The sequence below is a fragment of the Pseudarthrobacter quantipunctorum genome, assembly GCF_045291495.1.
GTDB classification, from domain to species: domain Bacteria; phylum Actinomycetota; class Actinomycetes; order Actinomycetales; family Micrococcaceae; genus Arthrobacter; species Arthrobacter quantipunctorum.
The window spans coordinates 1,556,555-1,580,522 of the sequence record NZ_CP148033.1; the positions used below are offsets into that span (position 1 = coordinate 1,556,555).

At 65.8% G+C, this 23,968-nt stretch carries 22 protein-coding genes and 2 tRNA genes; 18 read left to right on the plus strand and 6 right to left on the minus strand.

Annotated elements, in window-relative coordinates; translation table 11 throughout:
* The first annotated feature begins 2 nt into the window (after positions 1–2).
* Positions 3–1,562: a methionine--tRNA ligase gene (gene metG / locus WHH00_RS07125; protein WP_406637662.1), complete on the plus strand. Its 1,560-nt coding sequence runs from the start codon at positions 3–5 to the stop codon at positions 1,560–1,562.
* Between the two features lie 94 nt (positions 1,563–1,656).
* Here the strand turns inward: metG and WHH00_RS07130 are convergent, their stop codons facing one another.
* Complete coding sequence (locus WHH00_RS07130) at positions 1,657–2,511, minus strand: IS3 family transposase (protein WP_406637664.1); 855 nt, start codon at positions 2,509–2,511, stop codon at positions 1,657–1,659.
* Entirely contained in the window at positions 2,508–2,834 is a 327-nt protein-coding gene (locus WHH00_RS07135; RefSeq protein WP_406637666.1) for a transposase, read from the minus strand. The genes WHH00_RS07130 and WHH00_RS07135 overlap by 4 nt, the downstream gene beginning before the upstream one ends.
* Before the next feature lie 344 nt (positions 2,835–3,178).
* Between WHH00_RS07135 and WHH00_RS07140 the strand changes: the two genes are divergently transcribed.
* Positions 3,179–4,231: a 3-isopropylmalate dehydrogenase gene (locus tag WHH00_RS07140; protein ID WP_406637668.1), complete on the plus strand. Its 1,053-nt coding sequence runs from the start codon at positions 3,179–3,181 to the stop codon at positions 4,229–4,231.
* A gap of 103 nt (positions 4,232–4,334) precedes the next feature.
* Positions 4,335–5,447, plus strand: a complete 1,113-nt coding sequence (locus tag WHH00_RS07145) for a branched-chain amino acid aminotransferase (RefSeq protein ID WP_406637670.1) — start codon at positions 4,335–4,337, stop codon at positions 5,445–5,447.
* 176 nt (positions 5,448–5,623) lie between these two features.
* Here the strand turns inward: WHH00_RS07145 and WHH00_RS07150 are convergent, their stop codons facing one another.
* Positions 5,624–6,217, minus strand: a complete 594-nt coding sequence (locus WHH00_RS07150) for a hypothetical protein (RefSeq protein WP_406637672.1) — start codon at positions 6,215–6,217, stop codon at positions 5,624–5,626.
* 121 nt (positions 6,218–6,338) lie between these two features.
* On the opposite strand from WHH00_RS07150, the gene WHH00_RS07155 reads away from it, so the two are divergent.
* The 8 genes from WHH00_RS07155 to WHH00_RS07190 all read left to right on the plus strand — a co-directional run bounded on the left by WHH00_RS07155 (position 6,339) and on the right by WHH00_RS07190 (position 14,245).
* Positions 6,339–7,172, plus strand: coding sequence for an MBL fold metallo-hydrolase (locus WHH00_RS07155; RefSeq protein WP_406637674.1), 834 nt, complete (start codon positions 6,339–6,341; stop codon positions 7,170–7,172).
* 5 nt (positions 7,173–7,177) lie between these two features.
* The gene (locus tag WHH00_RS07160; RefSeq protein ID WP_231456859.1) at positions 7,178–7,954 is read left to right on the plus strand and encodes a fumarylacetoacetate hydrolase family protein; all 777 of its coding nucleotides are present in this window, start codon (positions 7,178–7,180) and stop codon (positions 7,952–7,954) included.
* Positions 7,955–8,004: 50 nt separating this feature from the next.
* Positions 8,005–9,519: a glutamate--tRNA ligase gene (gltX, locus tag WHH00_RS07165; protein WP_406637677.1), complete on the plus strand. Its 1,515-nt coding sequence runs from the start codon at positions 8,005–8,007 to the stop codon at positions 9,517–9,519.
* A 13-nt stretch (positions 9,520–9,532) separates the two neighbouring features.
* The gene (locus WHH00_RS07170; protein ID WP_406637679.1) at positions 9,533–10,270 is read left to right on the plus strand and encodes an HAD family hydrolase; all 738 of its coding nucleotides are present in this window, start codon (positions 9,533–9,535) and stop codon (positions 10,268–10,270) included.
* A gap of 157 nt (positions 10,271–10,427) precedes the next feature.
* Positions 10,428–10,499, plus strand: a tRNA-Gln gene (locus WHH00_RS07175).
* A 138-nt stretch (positions 10,500–10,637) separates the two neighbouring features.
* Positions 10,638–10,713: transfer RNA gene (locus tag WHH00_RS07180), tRNA-Glu, on the plus strand.
* A 125-nt stretch (positions 10,714–10,838) separates the two neighbouring features.
* A complete protein-coding gene (locus tag WHH00_RS07185) occupies positions 10,839–12,632 on the plus strand; it encodes a dynamin family protein (RefSeq protein ID WP_406637681.1) in 1,794 nt (597 codons plus the stop codon).
* On the plus strand, positions 12,629–14,245 hold the full coding sequence (locus WHH00_RS07190; RefSeq protein WP_406637683.1) for a GTPase: 1,617 nt from the start codon (positions 12,629–12,631) through the stop codon (positions 14,243–14,245). The genes WHH00_RS07185 and WHH00_RS07190 overlap by 4 nt, the downstream gene beginning before the upstream one ends.
* On the opposite strand, the gene WHH00_RS07195 is transcribed toward WHH00_RS07190, so the two are convergent.
* The gene (locus WHH00_RS07195; RefSeq protein ID WP_406637685.1) at positions 14,223–14,768 is read right to left on the minus strand and encodes a DUF1697 domain-containing protein; all 546 of its coding nucleotides are present in this window, start codon (positions 14,766–14,768) and stop codon (positions 14,223–14,225) included. The two genes, WHH00_RS07190 and WHH00_RS07195, sit on opposite strands and share 23 nt — an antisense overlap.
* A 50-nt stretch (positions 14,769–14,818) precedes the next feature.
* A complete protein-coding gene (locus WHH00_RS07200) occupies positions 14,819–15,538 on the minus strand; it encodes an IclR family transcriptional regulator (protein WP_066276894.1) in 720 nt (239 codons plus the stop codon).
* A 113-nt stretch (positions 15,539–15,651) separates the two neighbouring features.
* Between WHH00_RS07200 and leuC the strand changes: the two genes are divergently transcribed.
* The 6 genes from leuC to WHH00_RS07230 all read left to right on the plus strand — a co-directional run bounded on the left by leuC (position 15,652) and on the right by WHH00_RS07230 (position 22,185).
* Positions 15,652–17,106 (plus strand): 3-isopropylmalate dehydratase large subunit, encoded by a 1,455-nt coding sequence (leuC, locus tag WHH00_RS07205; RefSeq protein WP_231456854.1) that lies wholly within the window; start codon positions 15,652–15,654, stop codon positions 17,104–17,106.
* Between the two features lie 8 nt (positions 17,107–17,114).
* Positions 17,115–17,726, plus strand: a complete 612-nt coding sequence (gene leuD, locus WHH00_RS07210) for a 3-isopropylmalate dehydratase small subunit (protein ID WP_406637687.1) — start codon at positions 17,115–17,117, stop codon at positions 17,724–17,726.
* A gap of 150 nt (positions 17,727–17,876) precedes the next feature.
* Complete coding sequence (gene murA / locus WHH00_RS07215; protein WP_188808571.1) at positions 17,877–19,202, plus strand: UDP-N-acetylglucosamine 1-carboxyvinyltransferase; 1,326 nt, start codon at positions 17,877–17,879, stop codon at positions 19,200–19,202.
* Positions 19,203–19,211: 9 nt separating this feature from the next.
* Complete coding sequence (locus WHH00_RS07220; protein WP_406637690.1) at positions 19,212–19,985, plus strand: lysophospholipid acyltransferase family protein; 774 nt, start codon at positions 19,212–19,214, stop codon at positions 19,983–19,985.
* Positions 19,982–21,034, plus strand: coding sequence for an NAD(P)H-dependent glycerol-3-phosphate dehydrogenase (locus WHH00_RS07225; RefSeq protein WP_406637692.1), 1,053 nt, complete (start codon positions 19,982–19,984; stop codon positions 21,032–21,034). The genes WHH00_RS07220 and WHH00_RS07225 overlap by 4 nt, the downstream gene beginning before the upstream one ends.
* Positions 21,035–21,036: 2 nt before the next feature.
* Complete coding sequence (locus WHH00_RS07230) at positions 21,037–22,185, plus strand: D-alanine--D-alanine ligase family protein (RefSeq protein WP_406637694.1); 1,149 nt, start codon at positions 21,037–21,039, stop codon at positions 22,183–22,185.
* A gap of 61 nt (positions 22,186–22,246) precedes the next feature.
* Here WHH00_RS07230 and WHH00_RS07235 read toward each other — a convergent pair whose 3' ends face one another.
* Positions 22,247–22,750 carry a DUF3515 domain-containing protein gene (locus tag WHH00_RS07235; RefSeq protein ID WP_231456849.1) on the minus strand — a complete coding sequence of 168 codons (504 nt, stop codon included), beginning with the start codon at positions 22,748–22,750 and terminating at the stop codon, positions 22,247–22,249.
* A 252-nt stretch (positions 22,751–23,002) separates the two neighbouring features.
* On the opposite strand from WHH00_RS07235, the gene thiL reads away from it, so the two are divergent.
* Positions 23,003–23,953, plus strand: coding sequence for a thiamine-phosphate kinase (gene thiL / locus WHH00_RS07240; protein WP_406638522.1), 951 nt, complete (start codon positions 23,003–23,005; stop codon positions 23,951–23,953).
* The last annotated feature ends 15 nt before the right edge of the window (positions 23,954–23,968 follow it).

Consider the following 23,968-nt stretch of genomic DNA (forward strand, 5'->3'; position numbering starts at 1 on the left):
ACGTGACTGCTTCAGAGAAAACGCCGTTCTACATCACCACGGCCATCACCTACCCCAACGGCGTGCCGCACATCGGCCACGCCTACGAGTACATCGCCACTGACGCGATGGCGCGCTTCAAGCGGCTGGACGGCTTTGACGTGATGTTCCTGACCGGCACGGACGAGCACGGGATGAAGATTGCCCAGACGGCCGAAAAGGAAGGCATCAGCCCCAAGGAACTGGTGGACCGGAATGCCGAGGTTTACAAGGCCGCCCACGCCGCCCTGGGGATCACGTACGACCGCTTTATCCGCACCACGGACGAGGACCACTACGCCGCCTCGCAGGCCATCTGGAAAAAGATGGAAGCGAACGGCGATATCTACCTGTCCAAGTACGAGGGCTGGTACTCCGTCCGGGACGAGGCCTTCTACGGCGAGGACGACACCGTGGTCAAGGACGACGGCGTCCGCTACTCCAAGGAGACCGACACCGAGGTGACCTGGACGGCGGAGGAGAGCTACTTCTTCCGACTCTCGGCCTACCAGGACAAGCTCCTTGCCCTTTACGAGGCCCAGCCCGAATTCGGTGCCCCGCAGTACCGCTTCAACGAGGTCATCAGCTTCGTCAAGCGCGGCCTGGAAGACCTGTCCATCAGCCGCACCACCTTCGACTGGGGCGTCCCGGTTCCGGGCAATGACAAGCACGTCATGTACGTGTGGGTGGATGCCCTGACCAACTACCTCACCGGAGTGGGGTACCCGGACGTCGATTCGGAGAAATTCCGGAAGTACTGGCCGGCGGATCTGCACATTATCGGCAAGGACATCTCCCGGTTCCACGCCATCTACTGGCCGGCTTTCCTCATGAGTGCCGGCCTTGAGCTGCCCAAGCGGGTGATGATCCACGGCTTCCTGCACAACAACGGCGTCAAGATGTCCAAGTCGCTTGGAAACGTGGTTGCTCCGGCGGACTTCGTGGCGCAATACGGTTTGGACCAGGTGCGCTTCTTCTTCCTGCGGGAAGTGCCCTTCGGCGCGGACGGCAGCTACAACCACGATGCAATCGTGGGGCGGATGAATTCGGACCTGGCCAACAACTTCGGAAACCTGGCCCAGCGTTCGCTGTCCATGGTGGCCAAGAACTGCGGCGGCCGCGTCCCCGTTCCGGGGGAGTTCACCGACGCGGACACGGCCATCCTGGCCCAGGCAGACACCCTCCTTGCGGCAGCCCGGGCAGCGTTTGAGAAGCAGGAATTCAGCCGCGCCCTTGAGGCGATCTGGGGTGTCCTGGGCGACACCAACGCCTACTTTGCGGAACAAGCGCCGTGGGTGCTGCGGAAGACCGACGTCGAACGCATGAACACTGTGCTGTACGTGACGCTTGAGGTTCTGAGGATTGTGGCCATCCTGGCGCAGCCGGTCATGCCCCAGGCAACGGGTGCCCTGCTGGCGACCCTCGGCCAGCCCGAAGGGGAAGCCCGCCAGTTCGCAGCCATATCCACCCGCATTGCGGCCGGCACCGAGCTGCCCGCTCCGTCCCCGGTTTTCCCCAAGTACGAGGAGCCCGCCGGGGCCTGAGCAGCAACGCTCTCGCAATTAATGTGCGTTTTTGCCGGATGCTCTCTCACTCTGTGAACTGGTCCCCGATAGTTGGACTGGCTAAATTGGGATTCTAGGCTGCGAGGGTCTTGGCCCGGTATTGCACCGGGCTCAGGCCTTTGAGCTTTGTGGAGTTTCTTTCGTTGTTGTACCAGTGGATGTACTCGTTCAGTGCCGTTGCCAGTGCTTCGGTGCTGAGGAAGCGGACGTGGTGGAAGAGCTCTTCCTTGAGATGTCCAAAGAAGTTCTCCATCACTGCGTTGTCGTAGCAGTTGCCCTTGCGGGACATCGACTGGACAGCGCCGGCGCCCTTGAGAAGGATCCGCCAGGTGACGTGTTGGTATTGGATGCCTTGGTCCGAATGCACGAGCGGCTGGTGGCCGGGCTTGAGGCTGGCCAGAGCCTGCTTCAGGGACCCGTTGGTGAGAGCCAGGTTCGGGGACGTGCTGATGGCATGGGAGATGATCTGCCGGTCGAAGAGGTCCATGACCGGTGAGAGGTAGAGCTTCCGGTCCCCGACGCGGAACTCCGTCACGTCCGTGACCCACTTCTGGTTCGGCGCGTCAGCATCAAACTTCCGGTTCAGCAGGTTCGGGGCAATAGCGCCCTGCTCGCCTTGGTAGGAGTTGTAGCGCTTCCTTCGCCGGACCTTGCAGAGCAGCTGAAGTGAGCGCATCAGTTTCAGCACGGTCTTCTTCGCAACCGCCCACCCTTGCTTGGTTAGCTCGCTGTGGATCCGGCGATGGCCGTAGCGGCCATGGTTTGTCGTGAAGATCTCTGTGACCGCGGCCTTGAGTGCTTCCTTCGGATCTGGAGACCGGAGCCGGGCCTGGTGATAAAAGAACGTCGAGCGGGCCAGGTCCGCGACCAGCAGCAGGACCGGGAGAGGGTAGTCAGCCTTGAGGGCAATGAGGGCCTGAACCTTCACTGTCGTTCCTGAGCCCTCAAGGCCCGCAATTTTCCCAGATATGCCACCTCCGCGCGGAGCCGCTCGTTCTCCCGGCGCAACCGTTCCAGTTCGGTTAACTCGGCCGGTGGAGGTAGAGCTGCGGACTTCGCGGGCCTGCCTTTGGCCTTGGGACGCAATGCCTCAGCACCGTCACGGCGATACGCCCGGACCCACTTTTGCAGCAACTGACGCGAGGACAAGCCGGCCTCCATAGCCAGGTCCGGGCCGGTCTCTCCCGCGAGGAACCGCTCCACTAAGGCCAGCTTGAACTCAAACGAGTACGACTTCGCCGGTTTGCTCACCAGCACTCCTTGCCCATGAATCCTCCACCGCCCATACAGGGCCCTGACGGGCACCCACGGCGCATCCAGCAAACGAGCCGCTGCCCGATACCCGACGCCCTTCTCAAACCACGCTACCGCCGCCTCGCGCTGGACCTCAGACAACGAACTATGTGCACGCATAAAACTGCTCCCCGGTAGTCGGAACTGAATTTCTCAGTCCAACTTCCGGGGAGCAGTTCACTGCCGAACGGGCGGTGAGAGAGCATCCGCCGTTTTTCTGCATCAAATGGGAGAGCGTCGTGGGGTGTTCGGATAATGAGACGGCTTGACCAGCATATGGATGACTTGGCTAACCTGAATCTATGAGCGCATCCTCCATTGATCTTGCAGTTATTCCGGGCGACGGCATTGGCCCCGAGGTGATTGCCGAGGCCCTCAAGGTCCTCGAAAAGGCCGTGGCGGCGGAGGGCGTCGAGCTGAAGCAGACGCACTACAAGCTTGGCGCCGAGCACTGGCTGGCAACGGGGGAGACCCTGCCCGACGCAGTCCTTGCGGACCTCCGGACGCGGGATGCCATCCTGTTCGGCGCAGTGGGCGCAGCGCCCGGGGACACCCGGATTCCGTCGGGGATCATCGAACGCGAGATGCTGCTCAAGCTCCGCTTCAGCTTGGACCACTACGTCAACCTCCGCCCGTCGAAGCTGTACCGCACGGTGGGCAGCCCCCTTGCCAACCCCGGCGCCATCGACTTCATTGTGGTCCGCGAAGGTACCGAAGGCCCCTACGTCGGCAACGGCGGCACGCTCCGTGCGGGCACTCCCCACGAGGTTGCCACCGAAGTCTCGCTGAATACCGCGCACGGTGTGGAGCGTGTTGTCCGGGACGCCTTCCGCCGCGCAAGCGCCCGGGAGCGCAAGCACCTCACCCTGGTCCACAAGCACAATGTCCTGGTCTTCGCAGGGCACCTGTGGAAGCGCACGGTTGAGGCAGTGGCCACCGAGTTCCCGGAGGTCACCCACGATTACCTGCACGTGGACGCAGCCACCATCTTCATGGTGACGGATCCGTCACGCTTCGACGTGATCGTCACGGACAACCTTTTCGGCGACATCCTCACGGACCTCGCCGCCGCCGTGACTGGCGGCATCGGACTGGCCGCGTCAGGCAACATCAACATGGACCGCACGGCGCCGTCCATGTTCGAGCCTGTCCACGGTTCCGCCCCGGACATCGCCGGCCAGGGCAAGGCCGACCCCACCGCTGCGATCCTGTCCGCCGCCCTCCTGCTGGACCACCTCGGCTACGCCGCTGCGGCCCGGAAGATCGAAGCGGCAGTGGTTGCCGACGTCGAAAAGCGCGACGGCGGTGCCCGCAGCACGAGTGCCGTGGGCGACGCTATCGCAGCCCGACTCTAACCCGCGCCGAGGCCGCAGGCATCGGGCGTAAGCTTGTCTCGAATCACCAAATGCCGCCTTGCCGTTCAGTGCTGAACCCGGGGCGGCCGATCGTGGAGGAACCATGACTCAGACTGCCCATGGCGTCGAATTCAGCCAGCAGCCCTCGGCCAACCCGAAGTCTGCTGAAGAGCGTGCAGCCATCCTGGCCAACCCGGGATTCGGCAACCACTTCACCGACCACACCGCCGTCGTGGACTACAGCGTGGACGAGAACGGCAATGGCGGCTGGCACAACGCCCGGATCGAGGCTTACGGGCCCATTGTCCTGGACCCCTCGGCTGCCGTGTTCCACTACGGCCAGGAGATCTTCGAAGGGCTCAAGGCGTACCGCCACGCGGACGGCTCCATCTGGACCTTCCGTCCCGAAGCGAACGCGGCACGGCTGAACAAGTCGGCCCGCAGGCTCGCCCTTCCCGAACTGCCGGCCGAGTACTTCCTCGGGGCAATCCGTGAACTCGTTTCCATCGACAAGGAATGGGTCCCCGCCGGCGAAGGGGAGGCGCTGTACCTGCGGCCGTTCATGATTGCCACCGAGGCCTTCCTGGGCGTCCGCGCCGCACGTGAAGTCTCCTTCCGTGTCATCGCCTCACCGGCCGGCAACTATTTTGGCGGGGAACTGAAGCCCGTTTCCATTTGGATCTCACGGGAGTACGCCCGCGCCGGCCGCGGTGGAACCGGTGATGCGAAGTGCGGCGGCAACTACGCGGCGTCGCTGATCGCGCAGCAGGAGGCAGAAGCCAACGGCTGCAAGCAGGTCCTCTTCCTCGACCAGTTCAACGACAACGCGGTCGAGGAACTGGGCGGCATGAACGTCTTCTTCGTGATGAAGGACGGCTCGCTGGTCACTCCCGCGCTGACCGGCACCATCCTCGAAGGCATCACCCGGATGTCCGTCATCCAGGTAGCCAAGGACATGGGCCGCGAAGTCACCGAGCGCAAGATCACCCTCGATGAATGGCGCGACGGCGTTGCCTCCGGTGACATCACGGAGGTGTTCGCCTGCGGCACGGCAGCTGTGATCACGCCGATCGGAGTCCTCAAGGACGCCACCGAGTTCATCGGCTCCGACGACGCCAAAGCGGGGGAGACCACTATGGCCATCCGCGAGCAGCTCCTCGGCATCCAGACCGGCACCGTGCCGGACACGCACGGCTGGCTGACGCGACTGGCGTAGCTGCCGGGTTCAACCACCGCAAAGAACGACGGCGCCTGCCGGGCTTGGTCCCGGCAGGCGCCGTTTGTGCGTCGAACCGATCCCGGCCTTGTTCGCAAAACCTGGCCTTGAAGGTCCGGTTTCGAGAACACGCCTAGGACCGGCGACGCGCAGACTATAAAAGCCCGACGCGGCACTCAGCGCCGGGCGGCCTTCCGGGCGGCGTTCTTCAGCGCCTTGCGGGACACGGGCTTGAGTGCCTTTCGGGCCGCTTCTTCGGCGATGGCCTGGTTCCGGCGGGCATCAATGATGTCGTTCCACAGCGTTGTCGCAAAGACACCGCCGTCCTGGGCATAAACGTCGTAAGGATAGCCGGCAAATATTGAAGGCATTGTGCTGCCGCTTGGCAGGTCCTGTCCTGATGCCTCGGCGGCAGTGTCGGCGATAGCCCAGGTTCGCGTCAGGTGCGGAACCAGGTTCTCCTGCACAAAGATGTTGGCGTCACCGGAAGCAGCGGCCTTGGTCAGCAGCAGGTCAAGGTCCTGGCCCAGCAGCTCGGAAGCGGATTCCTCCACCGGCGCCGTCCCTGAGCTGAAATCCCTGGTTAAGCCGTCCACGGCCTCGCGCCAATCAGCGGTCTCCCGGAACTTCTTCCACGTGGGAAACCAGACAATGCTGCCCGTAGCGTGATTGTGGATGTGCTGGAGTCCGCTGTTCTTCTCCGTTGCGGCATGGTCGTGGCCGGCGGCATCGGCGGAGGCGAGGAGGGCTGCAAGGGTAGTTGTGCTCATGGTGTCTGGTTCCGGCTTCCTGAAGATCGTGTGGTGTTCACTGGTGGTCAACCCGGTCCGGCCGGCGTTCTATTCCGCGGCCAGGACACCGCTATCCCGTGGTCGGTGCAAAGATGGGGTGGTGACTCCAGCTTCCGGTCCCGTTCTGCAGCGCAGCTCCGCCCTGACGCGGTTCGTCCTGGCCCCCAATCCCGGGCCCATGAGCCTGGAGGGAACCAATTCCTACGTCCTGAGGGCGCCCGGCAGCCCGGCCGCCGTAGTGGTCGATCCCGGACCGCTCGATGAGGTCCATCTTCAAGCCCTCGCTGCTGCCGGCCCCGTTGAACTGATCCTCATCACCCACCGCCATGCGGACCACACTGCCGGTTCGGCCCGCCTGCATGAACTGACCGGTGCCCCGGTGCGGGCGGCAGACAAAGCCCACTGCCACGGCGGCGATCCTTTGGAAGACGGCCAGGCAATCCTCGCCGGAGGCCTTGAGGTCAGGGTGGTGGCTACTCCCGGCCACACGTCGGATTCGGTCTGCTTCCACCTTCCCGCCGACGGCCCCCATGGTTCGGTTCTCTCCGGCGACACCATTCTTGGCCGCGGCACCACCATGCTCGACTACCCTGACGGGACCCTGTGCGACTACCTGGCCTCGCTGGACAAACTTGAGGCACTTGGGCCTGCAGCGGTCCTCCCCGCCCACGGCCCACCCCTTCCCTCCCTGGCGGGCGTCGCCCGCGCCTATCGCAGCCACCGCCTCGAACGGCTGGAACAGGTGCGCGCTGCGCTGGCCCGCCTGGGCGCGGAAGCCTCCGCCGGTGACGTCGCGGACGTCGTCTATGCCGACGTCGACCCTTCCGTACGGCGCGCGGCCGAAACGTCCGTCTCGGCCCAGCTTCACTACCTTCGGGGAGACGCTGGGCAGCGCCGGGCCCGGGAAGCCACGCCCGGCGAGACGGTAGGGTAGGGGCCATGCGTATTGCCAGGTTTGTTGTTGATTCTGATCCCCTATACGGCGTCGTCGAAGGTGACCCGGGCAGTGAGGAAATCACTGTCATCCATGGAGACCCCTTCTTCAACGGCGTGGAGCGTACCTCCGTCCGCCACAAGCTGGAGGACGTCCGGCTGCTCGCTCCCATCATTCCCCGCAGCAAGGTCATCGGCGTGGGACGCAACTTCGTGGAGCACGCACACGAGCTCGGCAACGAAGTCCCCGCCCAGCCGCTCCTGTTCCTCAAGCCGAACACCGCCGTCGTGGGCCCCAACGATCCTGTGGTGCTGCCGGACTTCTCCGAGGAAGTCTCCTTCGAAGCGGAACTGTGCGTGGTAATCGGACGGATCTGCAAGGACGTGCCCGAGGACCGCGTGGATGATGTCATCTTCGGCTACACCTGCGGCAATGACCTCACCGCCCGGGACGTCCAGAAGACCGACCTGCAGTGGACCCGGGCCAAGGGCTTTGACACCTCTGCGCCCCTGGGCCCCTGGATCGAGACCGAACTGGACACCGAGGACCTGCAGATCCAGGGCCGGCTCAACGGGGAACTGCGGCAGGACGGCAGCACCAGCCAGATGATCAGGGGAGTCCGCGAGCTGGTGTCCGTCGTCTCCCAGGCCTTCACCCTCCTGCCCGGCGACGTCATCATGACCGGAACACCTGCGGGAGTGGGCCTGGTCAACGCCGGCGACCGCTTTGAGGTGGAGATCGAGGGCATCGGCCGCCTGTCCAACCCCATCGTGCGCCGCTGACCCCCGGGCCGCCCGGACCCCTGGCGGCAGACGGTAAAGTTGGAGCCACTATGACTACTGCTTCCGCGTCGAATGCTGCCTCCCTGCCCCCTGTTTCTGCCGATACGCCCGTGCGGGTCCGGTTCTGCCCGTCGCCCACCGGCACCCCGCACGTCGGGCTGATCCGGACGGCCCTGTTTAACTGGGCCCATGCCAAGCACACCAAGGGCACTTTCGTGTTCCGCATCGAAGACACGGACGCGGCGCGCGACTCGGAGGAAAGCTACCAGCAGCTGCTCGAGGCCCTGAAGTGGCTTGGCATTACATGGGAAGAGGGCGTCGAGGTGGGCGGTCCCCACGAGCCCTACCGGCAGTCGCAGCGGCTGGACCTCTACAAGGACGTGGTGGCCAAGCTGATCGAGGGCGGCTACGCCTACGAATGCTATTCGTCCCCCGAGGAAGTCGAGGCACGCCACCGCGCCGCAGGCCGCGACCCCAAACTCGGCTACGACAACTTCGACCGCGAGCTGACCGACGAACAGGTGGCCGCCTTCAAGGCAGACGGCCGCCAGCCCGTTCTGCGGGTCCGGATGCCCGACGAGGACGTCACCTTCACCGACTTGGTCCGCGGGGAAATCACCTTCAAGGCCGGCAGCATCCCGGACTACGTCATCGTCCGCGCTGACGGATCCCCCCTCTACACGCTGGTGAACCCGGTTGATGACGCACTCATGGGTATCACCCACGTGCTGCGCGGCGAGGACCTGCTGTCCTCCACGCCGCGCCAGGTTGTCCTCATCCGTGCACTCATGGAACTCGGTGTTGCCAGCTACATGCCGGAGTTCGGCCACCTGCCCTACGTCATGGGCGAAGGCAACAAGAAGCTCTCCAAGCGTGATCCGCAGTCTAACCTGTTCCTTCTGCGGGACCGCGGCTTCATTCCCGAGGGCCTCCTGAATTACCTGTCCCTGCTCGGCTGGAGCCTCTCCGCCGACGAAGACATCTTCACCGTGGACCAGCTCATCGAAAACTTTGACGTCCACGACGTCCTGGCCAACCCTGCGCGCTTCGACATCAAGAAAGCCGAAGCCATCAACGGCACCCACATCCGCATGCTTGCCCCTGAGGACTTCCGGGACCGGCTGGTGCCGTACCTGCGCACTGCCGGATACGTGGGGGAGCAGCTCACCGCGCGGCAGGAAGAAATCCTTACCGAAGCTGCGCCGCTGATCCAGGAGCGCATCACGCTCCTGGGCGAGGCGCCGGACATGCTCGGATTCCTGTTCAAGGACGACGACGCCATTGACGTTGCCGACGACGCCCGGAAAGGCCTGCCCCAGAACCTCGATGAGGTGCTGGACGCAGCTATTGCTTCCCTGGACAGCGTCCAGGAGTGGAACGCCGAAGGGATCCAGGCAGCTCTCAAGCAGGCCCTCGTGGAAGACTTGGGCCTCAAGCCCCGGCTCGCCTTCGGACCCGTGCGTACTGCCGTGTCCGGCCGACGCATTTCACCGCCGCTGTTCGAGTCCATGGTGATCCTGGGCAGGGAATCATCCCTCCGCAGGCTCCGGGCCTTCCGTGGCTGATGACTGCACGGCGATGACTGCTCCCCGAAGGGCAGGGGCCGGGGTCCTGGACACGCCCTTCGGGGTAGTCCGAGGGATCCTGTTCGACATCGACGACACGCTGGTGGACCTCGAGTTTTCGATGACCACAGCCCTTCGGGAAGTCAGCGAACACCTCCTGCCCGGTATGGACCAGGCCGGCTGGGAAAGGTTCGGGCGCATCTTCACGCACGAAACCACCCACTATTACGACCGTTACCTCTCAGGTGAACTGACCTTCAACGAACAGCGGTTGCTGCGCGGCCGCGCAGCCCTGGGCCACTTCGGGGTTGAACTTGCCGAAGGTGAGCAATCCCACCAGTGGCTCACGGCGTACATGGAAAAGCAGCCCGCCTATGTGAAGCCGTTTCCGGATGTTATGCCGCTGCTGGACCTGCTGGACCAGGCCGGCGTCCCTTACGGCGCGGTGAGCAACAACGTCCATGACTACCAGCGCGCCAAGCTGGACGGCGCGGGACTCGAACGCGTCCGGCGCCTGGTGGGGACAGATACGTTGGGTGTGGCAAAGCCGGATCCGTCCATCTACCTTGAAGGTGTCCGGCTTCTGGGCACCGGGCCTGCGGAGACCCTCTATGTGGGGGACAACCGCCTGCTGGACGCAGAAGGCTCGACGGCGGCCGGCCTCCTGGGAGTCTGGCTCAACAGGGCAGGGGAACGGGTGCAGGAATTCCGGGGCAACATGGTGTCCTCGCTGGGCGAACTTATCGCCTAGGTACGGGGACGCGGGCCGGGCGCACGCCTGGCCCGCGTCCCGGAACCCCGGGCCGGTGGCCGATTTGTGCGAGCACGAAGTCTCGGGTAAAGTAATTTCTCGTGCTGAGGCGCACGGAGCAGGGCAAAAGCCCTGAAAACCGGCCCGAAAGTATCATTGGGATATGGTGTAATTGGCAACACTACGGTTTCTGGTACCGTCATTCTAGGTTCGAGTCCTGGTATCCCAGCTCTGGTTTGAGAAGCTAACAAAAGCTCAAAACAGAAGGTTTCAGCCGGTCCGCCGATTTGAAACCGAAGCGAAATGTGTGAAACAATCACTGAGCTTGACCAGCGGAAACGCCGGTCAGAAGTACGGTAAAGTACACGGCCCCATCGTATAGCGGCCTAGTACGCCGCCCTCTCACGGCGGTAACGCGGGTTCGAATCCCGCTGGGGTCACCAAGGAAATGGTCCCGGGCACGCGCCCGGGACCATTTTTCGTTTGTGCTCCCACGTTGGGCCGGTGCCCACCAGCACCGCGCGTCGAAACTGCGGCCGGGCCGGGCCTGAACTGGCATGATGTTGCTGTGACCTCCCCGAACGAGCAGGACCACCCAAACCACGCACAACGCACGCCCACGGGCAGCGCCGGAGCCCTGGCAGCCATAGCGCTGCTGGAAGAGGTGCGGGAGGATCTGGCCGCCACTGAACTGCCGCTTGCCCTGCCTGAGGCGGAGCAGGCTCGGCGCGAGGCCGCCAGTGCCGTGGCCCAGCTCGATGACTACATCCTTCCGCGATACCGGAGCCTTGACGCCCCGCTCCTGGCCGTGGTCGGAGGTTCCACGGGGGCGGGCAAGTCAACCCTCGTCAACGGGATCGTGGGGCATCCGGTCACCCGTGCGGGTGCCATCCGCCCCACCACGCGCCAGCCCATCCTCCTGCACCACCCGTCAGAAGGCGACTGGTTCAAGGGCCAGCGCGTGCTGCCGAGCTTAAGCAGGATCCGCGGGTTTGTGACTAACAGCACAGTGCCGGCAAACCGGGCCGGCGCGGTGCCGGATGCAGGAGCCATGTCATCCCTCGTCCTTGTGGCGGACCCGGGAGTGCCTGCAGGAATTGCGGTCCTGGATGCCCCGGATGTGGATTCCATCTCCGATGACAACCGAAAGCTGGCCTCCCAACTCCTGGCCGCCGCCGATCTGTGGGTTTTTGTTACCACTGCCAACCGCTACGCCGACGCCGTTCCCTGGAAGCTGCTTCTCAACGCCGCTTCCCGGGACATTATGGTGGGGGTCGTCCTGGACAGGGTGCCCCCGGGGGCGGAAGAAGAAGTCAGCGAGGACCTGCGCAGCCTCCTGGACAGGGAAGGCCTGGGCGCGGCTCAGCTGTTCGTAATACCGGAGACCACCCTGGACCCGATGGGCATGCTGCCCGCAGGGTCAGTACAGCCGCTGCGGGCCTGGCTGGCGGACCTGGCCGCCGACGCCGCCGGCCGCTCTGACATCGCCCGCCGCACGTTGAACGGGACCGTCAGGGCGATGGCCGGACGCGTCGCCGCCGTCGCGCAGGCCGCGCGGGAGCAGCAGCACGCCGCCGCCAACCTGGAGGATGCCGCCGCCGCGGCCTACCGGGACGCCGCGGACCGCATCCTGGAAGCCACGAGGGACGGCGCCCTCCTGAGGGGGGAGGTGCTGGCCCGCTGGCAGGACTTTGTGGGTACGGGTGAATTCTTCCGGGTCCTCGAGCAGAACGTGGGGCGGTTCCGTGACCGCGTGGGTGCGTTCTTCCGCGGTGAACCGGCCCCCGCCGTCAGGGTGGAAGCCGCCATCGAGACCGGCCTGCAGGCAGTCATCGTTGACGAAGCCGCCAACGCCGCAGAGGACACGGACCAGCGCTGGCGCAACGACCCCGCCGGGCGCCAGCTGCTGGGTACGGATGATCTTTCCGGCACAACGCCGGGCTTTGAAGACCGCGCCGCCGCTGAGATCCGGGCCTGGCAGGAAACGCTGATGGACATGATCCGCACCGAGGGCCAGGGAAAGCGGACGCAGGCCCGCTGGCTGTCCTTCGGCATCAACGGACTTGGCGCGGCGCTGATGATCGTCGTTTTTTCCATGACAGCGGGACTCACGGGCCTTGAGGTAGGCGTTGCCGGCGGCACCGCCGTCGTGGGCCAGCGCCTGCTCGAAGCCGTCTTCGGCGAGGACGCCGTCCGGCGCATGGCCGAAAAAGCACGCGAGGACCTTCATGCCCGCTGCCAGGTCCTGCTGCAGGAAGAGCGGCGCAAGTTCCTTTCCCGGCTGCCCGGGTACGACGACAAGGCCCCTGACACCCTCGCCGCGCACGCTGCCGCGCTGGTCCGCCTGGCGGATAACGCATGAGCCGCCACAGCGACACCCGCGAGGCGTCCCGGCTTGACCGCCGGCTTTCCGCCCTCAATGACGCACGCGAGCTCGGCGAAGGCGTCCTTCCGGATGAGTCCCTGCAGGAAGTCTTCAGTGTCCTGGAGCGGGCAAGTTCACGGCGGTCGCTCTCTGCAGACCACACAGTGGTGGGATTCTTCGGTGCCACGGGAAGCGGCAAATCCTCGCTGTTCAACGCGGTCAGCGGCGCGGAAATCGCGACGGCGGCTGCTCGCCGTCCAACGACGTCGGAACCTTTGGCGGGGGTGTGGGGTGCGGACGGCAGCGAGCCGCTGCTGGACTGGCTGGAAGTCCGCAGCCGCCACCACGCCGCCGCCGTGGAAGGATTCGCGGACGAGGACACCGGCCTGATCCTGCTGGACCTGCCGGACTTCGACTCCACCAGGGCATCCAACCGTGAAGTGGTGCAGCGGATGGTGGGAATGGTGGACGTCCTGGTCTGGGTCCTTGATCCGCAAAAGTACGCCGACGCTGCCGTGCACAATGACTTCCTGTCCCGCCTGGCGTCCCACGGCGCGGTGACCCTGGTGGTCCTGAACCAGGTGGACCGGCTGCCCGAACGTGACGTGCAGCCTGTCCTGGAGTCCCTGCGCTCCATCCTTGCCCGGGACGGACTTGCCAAGGTCCAGGTGCTTGCGGCTTCCGCGTTGACGGGGGCCGGCGTTGACCAGGTCCGGGCTGCCATCCATGGAGTTGCCGTGAAGCGCAAGGCACAGTCGCAACGGCTGGCTGCCGATATCACCAGGGCATCAGCCGAGCTGGGCGCTGTGTCCGGCGAGGGGACCGCGGCCGGAGTACGGCCTGCGGCCGTTACCCGGCTGGCCGACGAATTGTCTGTCGCAGCGAACGTTCCGGTGGTGGTCCGCGCAGTGGGCCAGTCGTACCGGCTGGAGTCGGTCAAGCGCACCGGCTGGCCGGTGACCAGGTGGCTCTCCCGGTTCCGTGCTGATCCGCTGCGGCGGCTCAATCTGCGCAGCACCGCGCCATCGGAGCTCAACCGGACATCCTTGCCGCCGGCAGGAGCGCCGGAGCGGGCACGCACGGACGCCGCAGTGCGTGAATTCGCCGACGCCGCCAGCGCCGGTGCCCCCGGGCCCTGGCGGGCCGCCATCCGGGGAGCCGCCAGGGAGGGGCGGGAACGCCTGCCTGACGCCCTTGACCAGGCCATCGCCGGAACGGACCTCGCCGCCAACCGGAAGTCCTGGTGGTGGGGAGTCTTCAACGTGGTGCAGTGGCTGGCGCTGCTTACCGTCCTGGGCGGGCTGGGCTGGCTCGGCGTCCTGGCGGCTCTGGGCTATTTCCAGATGCCCGTGCCCGAGGTGCCCCGGGTGGAGGGGTGGCCAATCCCCACGCTGATGATTGCCGGGGGAGTGGTGCTGGGTCTTTTCCTGGCCATCACCGGCCGCTTTATTGCCGCCGCTGCGGCGAAGGCGCGGGCGGCCAGGGCGCGGATGCGGCTCAATGCCGCAGTGGCGGCCGTTGCGCAGGAGCTTGTAGTGGAGCCGGTGGAACTGGAGGTCAGCAGGCAGGCCGCATTCGATGCTGCACTCAGGAAGGCTGCAGCCGGCTAGCTGCGTCCCGGACCTTGACGAGGGTGCGCAGGTTGCGCGTGGTGGTGGCTTCCTTGAACCTGGCTTTCGCGGAGATCTTGCTGAAGGGGCTGTCCAGGGTTCCCCCGGCCGGTGCCAGCCACGCCAATGCCTCCGGCCCCAGCCTCTTCTGCTGGTGTCCATCCAGCGCGGACCCGGCCGCATCCAGCTCATCGAGCACTGCGTTGTCCGAGGAGAGCGTGATGTAGGTGTGGGTGGCCTTGTCGTCATCCGGGTAGGGGCACGCTGCCACCAGTTCGGAGACCCGGCCGGCCTCGAGGACCACCACCCACGCGTCATAGCCGAAGGCGTCCCGCAGGCACTTCTCACATGTGCGCTTTACAGCGGCGGCGCCCTGGTTGCTGGTGAGGACCACGTTCCCGCTCGCAAGCAGTGTCCCGGCATCCTGGAAGCCCGCGGCCTGGAGGGCCTCCCGTAAGGCGGCCATCTTGATGTTGATGCCGCCCACGTTGATGCCCCGGAGGAAAACCGCATAGCTGGTCATGGCGAAATCCTAGCCCCGGCCGGGCGGGTTGTGGCTGCCTTTGCGGGGCGTCAGTCGTTGTTCTTGCGGAGGGCCTCGGTAAGGAGCCGTCCGGCGTTGCACACCACTTCCGCGTGCAGACGGCCGGGCTGGCGGGTGAGGCGCTCGATCGGCCCGGAAATGGAGACAGCCGCGATAACCCGGCCGGAGGGTCCCCGCACCGGTGCGGAGACGGAGGCAACCCCCGGCTCCCGTTCGCCGAGGCTCTGGCCCCAGCCCCGCCGTCGTACTCCTGCCAGTACCGTTGGCGTGAAACGCGCTGACTGCAGTCCTTCGAGAAGGCGGTCGTGGTCTTCCCAGGCAAGCAGCACCTGGGCGGCCGAGCCTGCCTTCATGGACAGCTGCGTGCCCACGGGAATGGTGTCGCGGAGGCCGATGGGGCGCTCGGCCGACGCCACACATACGCGCCAGTCACCCTGGCGGCGGAAAATCTGGGCGCTTTCGCCCGTGGCGTCGCGCAGCTGCATCAGGACGGGCCCGGCCGAAGCTATCAAACGGTCTTCACCTGCGGCGGACGCCAGCTCAACCAGGCGGCTTCCCAGGACAAAGCGGCCCTGGATATCGCGGCTGACCAGGCGGTGGTGGACCAGGGCCAGGGCGAGGCGGTGGACAGTGGGCCGGGCCAGGCCCGTGGCTGCTACGAGCTGCGCCAGCGTGGTGGGGCCGGCTTCGAGCGCATCAAGCACCTGGGCCGCTTTATCAATGACACCGACTCCACTAGAATTGTCCATGTAATGATATTGCCGTCTCAATATCTGAGATGCAAATCTTTCGGCTGGCGCAGTGCCAAGCCGTCCTGATTCAGTTGAGCTCATCAGCCAAACAGCAGTGAAGGGAGATGGCCATGGCAAAGACATTGGCCGAGAAAGTCTGGGACGCACACGTGGTGCGCAAAGGGGATGGCGACGGAGCCAACGCCCAGCCCGACCTTCTTTTCATCGACCTTCACCTGGTCCACGAAGTAACGTCCCCACAGGCGTTCGAAGGCCTGCGGCTGGCCGGCAGGAAACTGCGCCGCCCGGACCTCACCATCGCAACGGAGGACCACAACACTCCCACGCTGGACATCGACAAGCCTATCGCGGACCTCACCAGCCGCACCCAGATCCAGACCCTGCGCAACAACTGTGCGGAGTTCGGCGTCCGGCTGCACAGCCTGGGGGACGCGGAGCAAGGCATCGTCCACGTGGTAGGCCCGCAGCTGGGCCTTACCCAGCCTGGCATGACGGTGGTCTGCGGCGACTCGCACACCTCCACGCACGGCGCTTTCGGCGCCCTGGCCATGGGCATTGGCACCTCCGAGGTGGAGCACGTCATGGCCACCCAGACACTCTCCCTGAAGCCGTTCAAGACCATGGCCATCAACGTTGAGGGGACACTGCGTCCGGGCGTGACGGCCAAGGACATCATCCTGGCCGTCATCGCCAAGATCGGCACCGGCGGCGGGCAGGGCTACGTCCTGGAATACCGCGGGTCCGCCATCCGCTCGCTGTCCATGGACGCGCGCATGACCATCTGCAACATGTCCATTGAGGCCGGCGCCCGCGCCGGCATGGTGGCGCCGGACGAAACCACCTACGGCTACATGAAGGGCCGCCCGCACGCACCGCAGGGCGCGGACTGGGACGCCGCCGTCGAGTACTGGAACACGCTGCGCACTGACGACGACGCCGTCTTCGACGCCCAGGTTGACCTGGACGCCGATACCCTGGAGCCCTTCGTCACCTGGGGCACCAACCCGGGCCAGGGCGTTTCGCTGTCCGAGTCCGTGCCGTCTCCCGAGGACTTCGGCGACGAGAATGCCAAGGCCGCCGCCGAACGTGCACTGCAGTACATGGGGCTGGAGGCCGGAACCCCGATGAAGGACATCCGGGTGGACACCGTCTTCCTGGGCTCCTGCACCAACTCCCGCATGGAGGACCTCCGGGCCGCCGCGGACATCATCCGCGGACGCCAAAAGGACCCGAACGTCCGCATGCTGGTGGTGCCAGGCTCCGCCCGCGTACGGCTCGAGGCCGAGGCTGAGGGCCTGGACCGCGTCTTCAAGGACTTCGGCGCTGAGTGGCGCTTTGCCGGCTGCTCCATGTGCCTGGGCATGAACCCGGACCAGCTGGAGGTGGGGGAGCGCTGCGCTTCCACCTCCAACCGCAACTTCGAAGGACGCCAGGGCAAGGGCGGCCGCACCCACCTGGTCTCGCCGGTGGTCGCCGCTGCCACCGCCATCCGGGGCACCCTGAGCTCGCCCTCGGACCTCGACCCGGCCCCCGAATCCGCCGCCATCCGCACCGACGCAGCCTAGGACACGCCATGGAAAAGTTCACCACCCACACCGGAATCGGCGTCCCGCTGCGGCAGAGCAACGTGGACACGGACCAGATCATCCCCGCCGTCTACCTCAAGCGGATCACCCGGACAGGCTTCGAGGACGCCCTGTTCTCGGCATGGCGCAAGGACACGTCCTTCATCCTGAACAAGGAGCCCTTCAATGCCGGCTCCGTGCTGGTGGCCGGCCCGGATTTCGGGACCGGATCGTCCCGCGAACACGCTGTCTGGGCACTGAAGGACTACGGTTTCAAGGCCGTCCTCTCCTCCCGCTTCGCCGACATCTTCCGAGGGAATTCCGGCAAGCAGGGCCTGCTTGCCGCCGAACTCTCCCAGGACGACATCGAGCTGATCTGGAAGGAGCTCGAGAATGCCCCGGGGACCGAGGTCACCGTGGACCTGGTGTCCAAGACCGTGGTGTGCGGAAACATCGTTGCGCCCTTCGAAATCGACGACTACACGCGCTGGCGCCTGCTCGAAGGCCTCGACGACATCGGGCTCACCCTGCAGCATGAGGCAGACATCACGGCCTACGAAGCCACCCGCCCGTCGTTCAAGCCCAAAACCCTGCCGGCGCGCCTTTCCTCCGCCGGCTGAAGCAGAGTTGCCTGTTTAAAAAGGTGCGACGGCGGCACGCCACGCCCTGCCGCCGTCGCCCGCGTATTTCGGTTCGGTAACGCAACCTCCTATGCTTGGTTGGAGCCTTTGCAAGGATTTGGGGGCGAGTGATCGTAAGGAAACCGGTATATGAGTAGTGTTCTGACAATCCGCGGCGGAGTCCCGCTTACAGGCCGCGTCAGCGTCCGGGGAGCGAAGAATCTTGTCCCCAAGGCGATGGTGGCCGCGTTGCTGGGCAACGAACCCTCGGTGTTGCGGAACGTGCCGGAGATCAAGGACGTGGAGGTGGTCACCTCACTCCTGCAGCTGCACGGCGTCACCGTGGTCAAGGACCCCGTCAACGGCGACCTCACGCTGGATCCCAAGGCCGCCAAGACGGCGTCCAGCACTGCCATTGACGCCCACGCGGGCGACTCCCGGATCCCCATCCTGCTCTGCGGGCCGCTGATCCACGCCATCGGTGAAGCCTTCATCCCGGACCTCGGGGGCTGCAAAATCGGTGACCGCCCCATCGACTACCACCTGGACGTGCTGCGCCAGTTCGGAGCCGTGGTGGAAAAGCGCCCCGGCGGGATCCACATCTCGGCGCCCAAGGGCCTGCACGGCGCAAAGATTTCCCTTCCCTACCCTTCCGTGGGTGCCACCGAGCAGGTCCTGCTGAGCGCCACCCGCGCCGAGGGCATCACCGAACTCTCGGGCGCCGCCACCGAGCCGGAGATCATCGACCTCATCGCCGTGCTGCAGAAGATGGGCGCCATCATCAGCGTCCAGACGGACCGGACCATCCGCATTGAAGGCGTCCGGGATCTGGGCGGCTACAACCACCGGGCCCTCTCGGACCGGAACGAGTCGGCGTCGTGGGCCTCCGCTGCGCTGGTCACCAAGGGCGACATCTTTGTTGAGGGCGCCTCCCAGCGGGACATGATGACTTTCCTGAACACGTACCGCAAGGTGGGCGGCGGGATGGACATCGGCGAGGACGGCATCCGGTTCTACCACAAGGGTGGCAAGCTCAACCCGCTGGTCCTGGAAACGGACGTGCACCCCGGCTTCATGACGGACTGGCAGCAGCCGCTGGTGGTTGCCCTGACCCAGGCCGAGGGCGTCTCAATTGTCCACGAGACCGTCTACGAGAACCGCTTCGGCTTTACCGACGCGCTGATCCGGATGGGCGCCAGCATCCAGGTGCACCGTGAATGCCTGGGCAGCGTGCCGTGCCGCTTCGGCCAGCGCAACTTCCTGCATTCCGCCGTGATCTCCGGACCCACCCAGCTCAAGGGCACCGATATCGACGTCCCCGACCTCCGTGGAGGCTTCAGCCACCTGATCGCCGCGTTGGCGGCGACGGGAACCTCACGCGTCACCGGCATTGACATCATCAACCGCGGCTACGAACGGTTCACCGAAAAGCTGGCCGGGCTGGGTGCCGACTTCGACATCACCACCACGAAGTAGCGGGCAGACGTGAAGGAACCGGCCAAGAGCCGCGCCACCCTTGCGGTGGTCGCCGGAATAGTCCGCCCCCTGTTCAACCTCATGATGGACAAAGAGTGGAAGGGCACTGAGAAGCTGCCTGCCGGCGGCTTCATCGCGGCGCCCAACCACTGCACCGAGATCGATCCCCTGATCGTCGGCCACCTCCTCTACAACCACAAGGTTCTGCCGCATTTCCTTGCCAAGTCCGGACTGTTCAAGGTTCCGGTGCTCGGCTGGGTCCTGCGGGCCACCAAGCAGATCCCTGTGGAGCGTTCGACGGCGGGAGCGAACCGGTCCCTCCAGCTAGCCCAGGAGATCGTCGCCGAAGGTGGAGCCATCATCATCTATCCCGAAGGCACCCTCACCAGGGATCCGGACCTCTGGCCCATGAAGGGCCACACCGGTGCCGCACGGCTCGCCCTTGAAGGCGGCATTCCGGTGGTCCCGATCGCCCACTGGGGCGCCCACGAGGTCTTCCCCCGCTACGGCAAGCGGTTCCACCTGTTCCCCCGCAAGAAGTCGCGGGTAGTGGTGGGTGAGCCCGTGGATCTCAGCCCTTTTACCGGCCGCCCCCTCGACAAGGCCACGCTGACAGCGGCCACCGATGCCATCATGGACGCCATCACCGCCCTCCTTGCGGAGATCCGCGGGGAGCAGCCTCCCGCCGAGCGGTGGGACCCGGCCAAGCAGCAGCAGGCGAAGCACGGCAGGTTCATGGAACGCGGTAAGCAGCAGCCCGGCACCGGAACGGACGTTCCGTGACCGCTGGGGGAAGGCAAACGGGTTCGGCCCGTTCCGTTGCCGTCCTCGGTGCCGGCTCCTGGGGGACGACGTTCGCCAAGATCCTGGCCGATGCAGCGGCTGCGGCGGGGGATCCGCGCACCATCAGGCTGTGGGGGCGCCGCGCTGAAGTGGTGGACCAGATCAACACCAGCCACGTCAATGCCCAGTACCTCAAGGATGTGCAGCTCCCGGAGAGCATCTCGGCGTCCACGGACGTCGCCGCCGTCCTCAAGGATGCCGACCTCGTGGTGATCGCCGTCCCGGCGCAGTCGCTGCGGCCCCAGCTGCGGGAGTGGAAGGGCCTGATCGCGCCGGACGCCATGGTGGTTTCCCTCATGAAGGGCCTGGAGCTTGGCACGGACGCCCGGATGAGCGAGGTCATCGGCGAGGAGCTTGGCCTGTCCGCCGAACGCATCGCCATCGTGTCCGGGCCCAACCTGGCCATGGAGATCGCCCGTGAAGAGCCAACCGCGTCCGTAGTTGCCTGCACTGATTCCGCCGCGGCCGGCTGGATCGCCAGGAGTTGCACAGCCCCCTATTTCCGGCCCTACACCACGGCGGACGTTGTTGGGGTGGAGATCGGCGGAATCGTGAAAAACGTCATTGCGCTTGCCGTGGGCATCTGCGAGGGCAAGCAGATGGGGGACAACACCAAAGCGTCCGTCATCACCCGCGGACTGGCCGAGACATCCCGCCTCGCCCTGGCACTTGGCGGTGAGGCCAAAACAATGGCCGGCCTGGCCGGGCTTGGGGACCTCGTGGCCACCTGCTCCTCGCCGCTCTCGCGCAACCACACCGCGGGCCGGCTGCTGGGCCAGGGCCTCACGCTCGAGGAGGTTGGCCAGAAGATGACCCAGACCGCCGAAGGCATCAAATCCGGCCAGGCCGTCCATGAACTGGCCGGCAAGCTGGGCGTCGAGATGCCCATTACGGCCGCCGTCGTTGCGGTGCTGGCCGGCAAACTGTCCGTTGACCAACTGGGGCCGGTCCTGCTGTCCCGGGAATTGAAACCTGAAGGCGATTACTGACGATGTCCCAAGAAAACCTGGCCACGGGGGAAACCGCACCGCGGACAAAGCCCCGGGTGGCTGTACTTTTCGGCGGCCGCTCCAGCGAGCACGCCGTGAGTTGCGTAACGGCTGCCGGAGTGCTCGGCGCCATCAACAAGGACAAGTATGAGGTGATTCCCATTGGCATCGCCAAGACCGGGCAATGGGTCCTCGCGGGCGCGGACACCGCCCAATGGTCCCTTTCCTCAACGGCCCTGCCCGAGGTGGCGCCCTCGCCGCAGACGGTGACCCTCGCCGAAATTGGGGGCGAACACCAGCTGATCGTTGCCTCCCCGAACGAGGTGCCCCGGGAGCTCGGAACCGTTGACGTTGTGTTCCCGCTGCTGCATGGCCCCTTCGGTGAGGACGGCACCATCCAGGGACTGCTGGAGCTCTCGGACACCCGCTATGTGGGCGCCGGCGTCCTGGCCTCCGCCGTGGGCATGGACAAGCACTACATGAAAGTGGTGTTCGAGGCCGCCGGACTGCAGGTAGGCCCGTATGTGGCCGTCACGGACCGGCAGTGGCGCAAGGACCCGGAGCTGGTCCGGAAACAGGTTGACCGGCTGGGTTTCCCGGTCTTCGTCAAACCCGCCCGCGCCGGATCCTCGATGGGCATTTCCAAGGTTGATTCCCTGGCGGACCTGGACGCCGCCATCGAGGAAGCCCGCAAGCATGACCTCAAACTGGTGATCGAAGCCGGGATCACGGGCAGGGAAATCGAATGCGCTGTGCTCGAAGGCAGGGGCACCGACGCTCCACGGACCTCCATGCCCGGAGAGATCTCCGTGGCCGGCGGCACGCACGAGTTCTACGACTTCAACGCCAAGTACGTGGAGGACGATGCCGCCTCCCTCAGCTGCCCCGCGGATCTTCCAGAGGAAGCCATCGCCCGGGTCCGGGAGCTGGCAGCGGCAGCGTTTGACGCCGTAGGTGCCGAAGGACTCAGCCGCGTGGACTTCTTCTACACTCCCGCCGGTGAACTCATCATCAACGAGATCAACACCATGCCCGGGTTCACGCCCAAGAGCATGTACCCCCAGATGTGGGCGGCCTCCGGCCTGGACTACGCCGACCTCATCGATGAACTAATCTACCTGGCGCTGAACCGCAAAACCGGGCTGCGCTGACACTCCCCACCGGCACCCTGACCTCGCTCCGCTTCGGCCAGGGAACCCTGCCGCCGGGAGCCTACTGGCTGGGCGGCAGGTTCTGCAGGTCTTCCTGGCCTACGCAGTTCCTTGCCGCCGGCACCTTGCCTGCGGCCGCTGCGAGGTCTGCCAGGACTGTGGCGGAGCTGATCTTGTCCGGGTCCATCAGGATCTCGGTTGCCGGTTCGCGGCCGTAGGTCGTCAGGGTCCAGACGGGGTTGCCCTCCTTGATGACCCAGTCGATGCCGTTGACGGTCACACAGCGGTCTGTGGTGGGGCCCGGGACGTTAACGCCGCAGCGGAGGATCACCAGGGAAGGGTCCCCCCAGGCTGCCGTCGCCTGGCTGTTCGTCTTCCGGAGCGGGTTCTCGCCGATCGCGTCCGGCAACGCCACCATCATGGGAGCGCAGGCGGGGTTGGCCGCGTCCTGGGCGGCAGGAACATCCACGGGAGGCGAGCACGACGTCAACGGTATGGCCGCGAGGCTCCCAATCAGTGCCAGCCTGGCAACACGGGCGGGCAGGGAAAGCTGGGCACGGTGCATTCCTCCAGCCTATCGCCGCAAACGGGCCCTGCCCGACGCCCGGCACCGCCTGCCCTCAATGTCAGGGCCCCGCGATAGCGTAGTGGGGTGCCTGAAAAACCCTCGTCCTCCCGCCCGCAATCCGATGTGCAATCCGGCGATGACCAGCCCGACGCGAACCAGCTGGCCGTCCCCGCCCCGGCCGTCCCTGCGCTGACTGTCTCTGCCCTCTCCGAGGGCGAGCTGCTGGCCCGCATCTTCCCGCGGCTGGCCATGGAAGGCACGTACGGCGCCGCCACGCTGCTGGGGCCGGGGGATGACGCTGCCGTGATCGCCGCTCCGGACGGCAGGACTGTCATCAGCATCGACACGCAGGTCCAGGACCAGGACTTCAGGCTCCAGTGGCCAAGCGGCTACAAGACCACCGGCTTTGACGTCGGCTGGAAAGCAGCGGCGCAGAACCTCAGCGACATCAACGCCATGGGCGCCACCGCAACCTCCCTGGTGGTAAGCCTGACCCTGCCCCCTGAGACCCCTGTGGGCTGGGTTGAGGACCTGGCCGACGGCCTCACCTCCGCGATCAGGGAGCTCGGTGCGGCCAACTGCTCGGTGGCGGGCGGGGACCTGGGCCGCGGGCGGGAAATTTCCGTGACCGTCGCAGTGCTCGGCACCCTGGATGGCGGCCCGGCCGTCCTCCGTTCCGGAGCCAAACCAGGAGACATCCTTGCCCTCGCTGGCACCGCCGGCCACGCCGCCGCAGGCCTCGCCCTGCTGGAGTCCAGCGTTCCACTGGATAGTCTCGGCCCTGATCTGCGCGGCCTGGCGGAACTCCAGTGCAGGCCGCAGCCGCCCCTGGCCGCCGGGCCCGCCGCGCGGGCTGCCGGTGCCACTGCGATGCTGGACATTTCGGACGGAATGCTGCGGGACGGCCTGCGGCTGGCGGCGGCCAGCGGTGTCGCCGTCGACCTCCTTCCGGGCCCGCTGGAACGGCTGAAGGACGTCCTTCTGCCCGCCGCGGAACTGCTGCATGCGGATGCCCGGGACTGGGTGCTCGGCGGCGGGGAAGACCACGGGCTGCTGGCCACATTCCCCTCCGGCACCCTGCTGCCCCCTGGATTCACTGCGATAGGCTCAATACAAGCACTGGGAATGAACGAGCGCCCGGGCGTCACAATAGCGGGCCGGTCCGCGGACACCGGGGGATGGGATCACTTTGCACACTAAGGTTGCCGCCAACGC

Bases quoted from the DNA above. Each gene is read 5' to 3' on its own strand.
- WHH00_RS07235 (WP_231456849.1), bottom strand. From the start codon at position 22,750: ATGCACCGTGCCCAGCTTTCCCTGCCCGCCCGTGTTGCCAGGCTGGCA.
- murA (WP_188808571.1), top strand. From the start codon at position 17,877: ATGAGTAGTGTTCTGACAATCCGCGGCGGAGTCCCGCTTACAGGCCGC.
- WHH00_RS07170 (WP_406637679.1), top strand. From the start codon at position 9,533: ATGACTGCTCCCCGAAGGGCAGGGGCCGGGGTCCTGGACACGCCCTTC.
- WHH00_RS07230 (WP_406637694.1), top strand. From the start codon at position 21,037: ATGTCCCAAGAAAACCTGGCCACGGGGGAAACCGCACCGCGGACAAAG.
- WHH00_RS07140 (WP_406637668.1), top strand. From the start codon at position 3,179: ATGAGCGCATCCTCCATTGATCTTGCAGTTATTCCGGGCGACGGCATT.
- gltX (WP_406637677.1), top strand. From the start codon at position 8,005: ATGACTACTGCTTCCGCGTCGAATGCTGCCTCCCTGCCCCCTGTTTCT.
- WHH00_RS07190 (WP_406637683.1), top strand. From the start codon at position 12,629: ATGAGCCGCCACAGCGACACCCGCGAGGCGTCCCGGCTTGACCGCCGG.
- WHH00_RS07145 (WP_406637670.1), top strand. From the start codon at position 4,335: ATGACTCAGACTGCCCATGGCGTCGAATTCAGCCAGCAGCCCTCGGCC.
- leuD (WP_406637687.1), top strand. From the start codon at position 17,115: ATGGAAAAGTTCACCACCCACACCGGAATCGGCGTCCCGCTGCGGCAG.
- WHH00_RS07160 (WP_231456859.1), top strand. From the start codon at position 7,178: ATGCGTATTGCCAGGTTTGTTGTTGATTCTGATCCCCTATACGGCGTC.
- WHH00_RS07200 (WP_066276894.1), bottom strand. From the start codon at position 15,538: ATGGACAATTCTAGTGGAGTCGGTGTCATTGATAAAGCGGCCCAGGTG.
- WHH00_RS07195 (WP_406637685.1), bottom strand. From the start codon at position 14,768: ATGACCAGCTATGCGGTTTTCCTCCGGGGCATCAACGTGGGCGGCATC.
- thiL (WP_406638522.1), top strand. From the start codon at position 23,003: ATGGAAGGCACGTACGGCGCCGCCACGCTGCTGGGGCCGGGGGATGAC.
- leuC (WP_231456854.1), top strand. From the start codon at position 15,652: ATGGCAAAGACATTGGCCGAGAAAGTCTGGGACGCACACGTGGTGCGC.
- WHH00_RS07150 (WP_406637672.1), bottom strand. From the start codon at position 6,217: ATGAGCACAACTACCCTTGCAGCCCTCCTCGCCTCCGCCGATGCCGCC.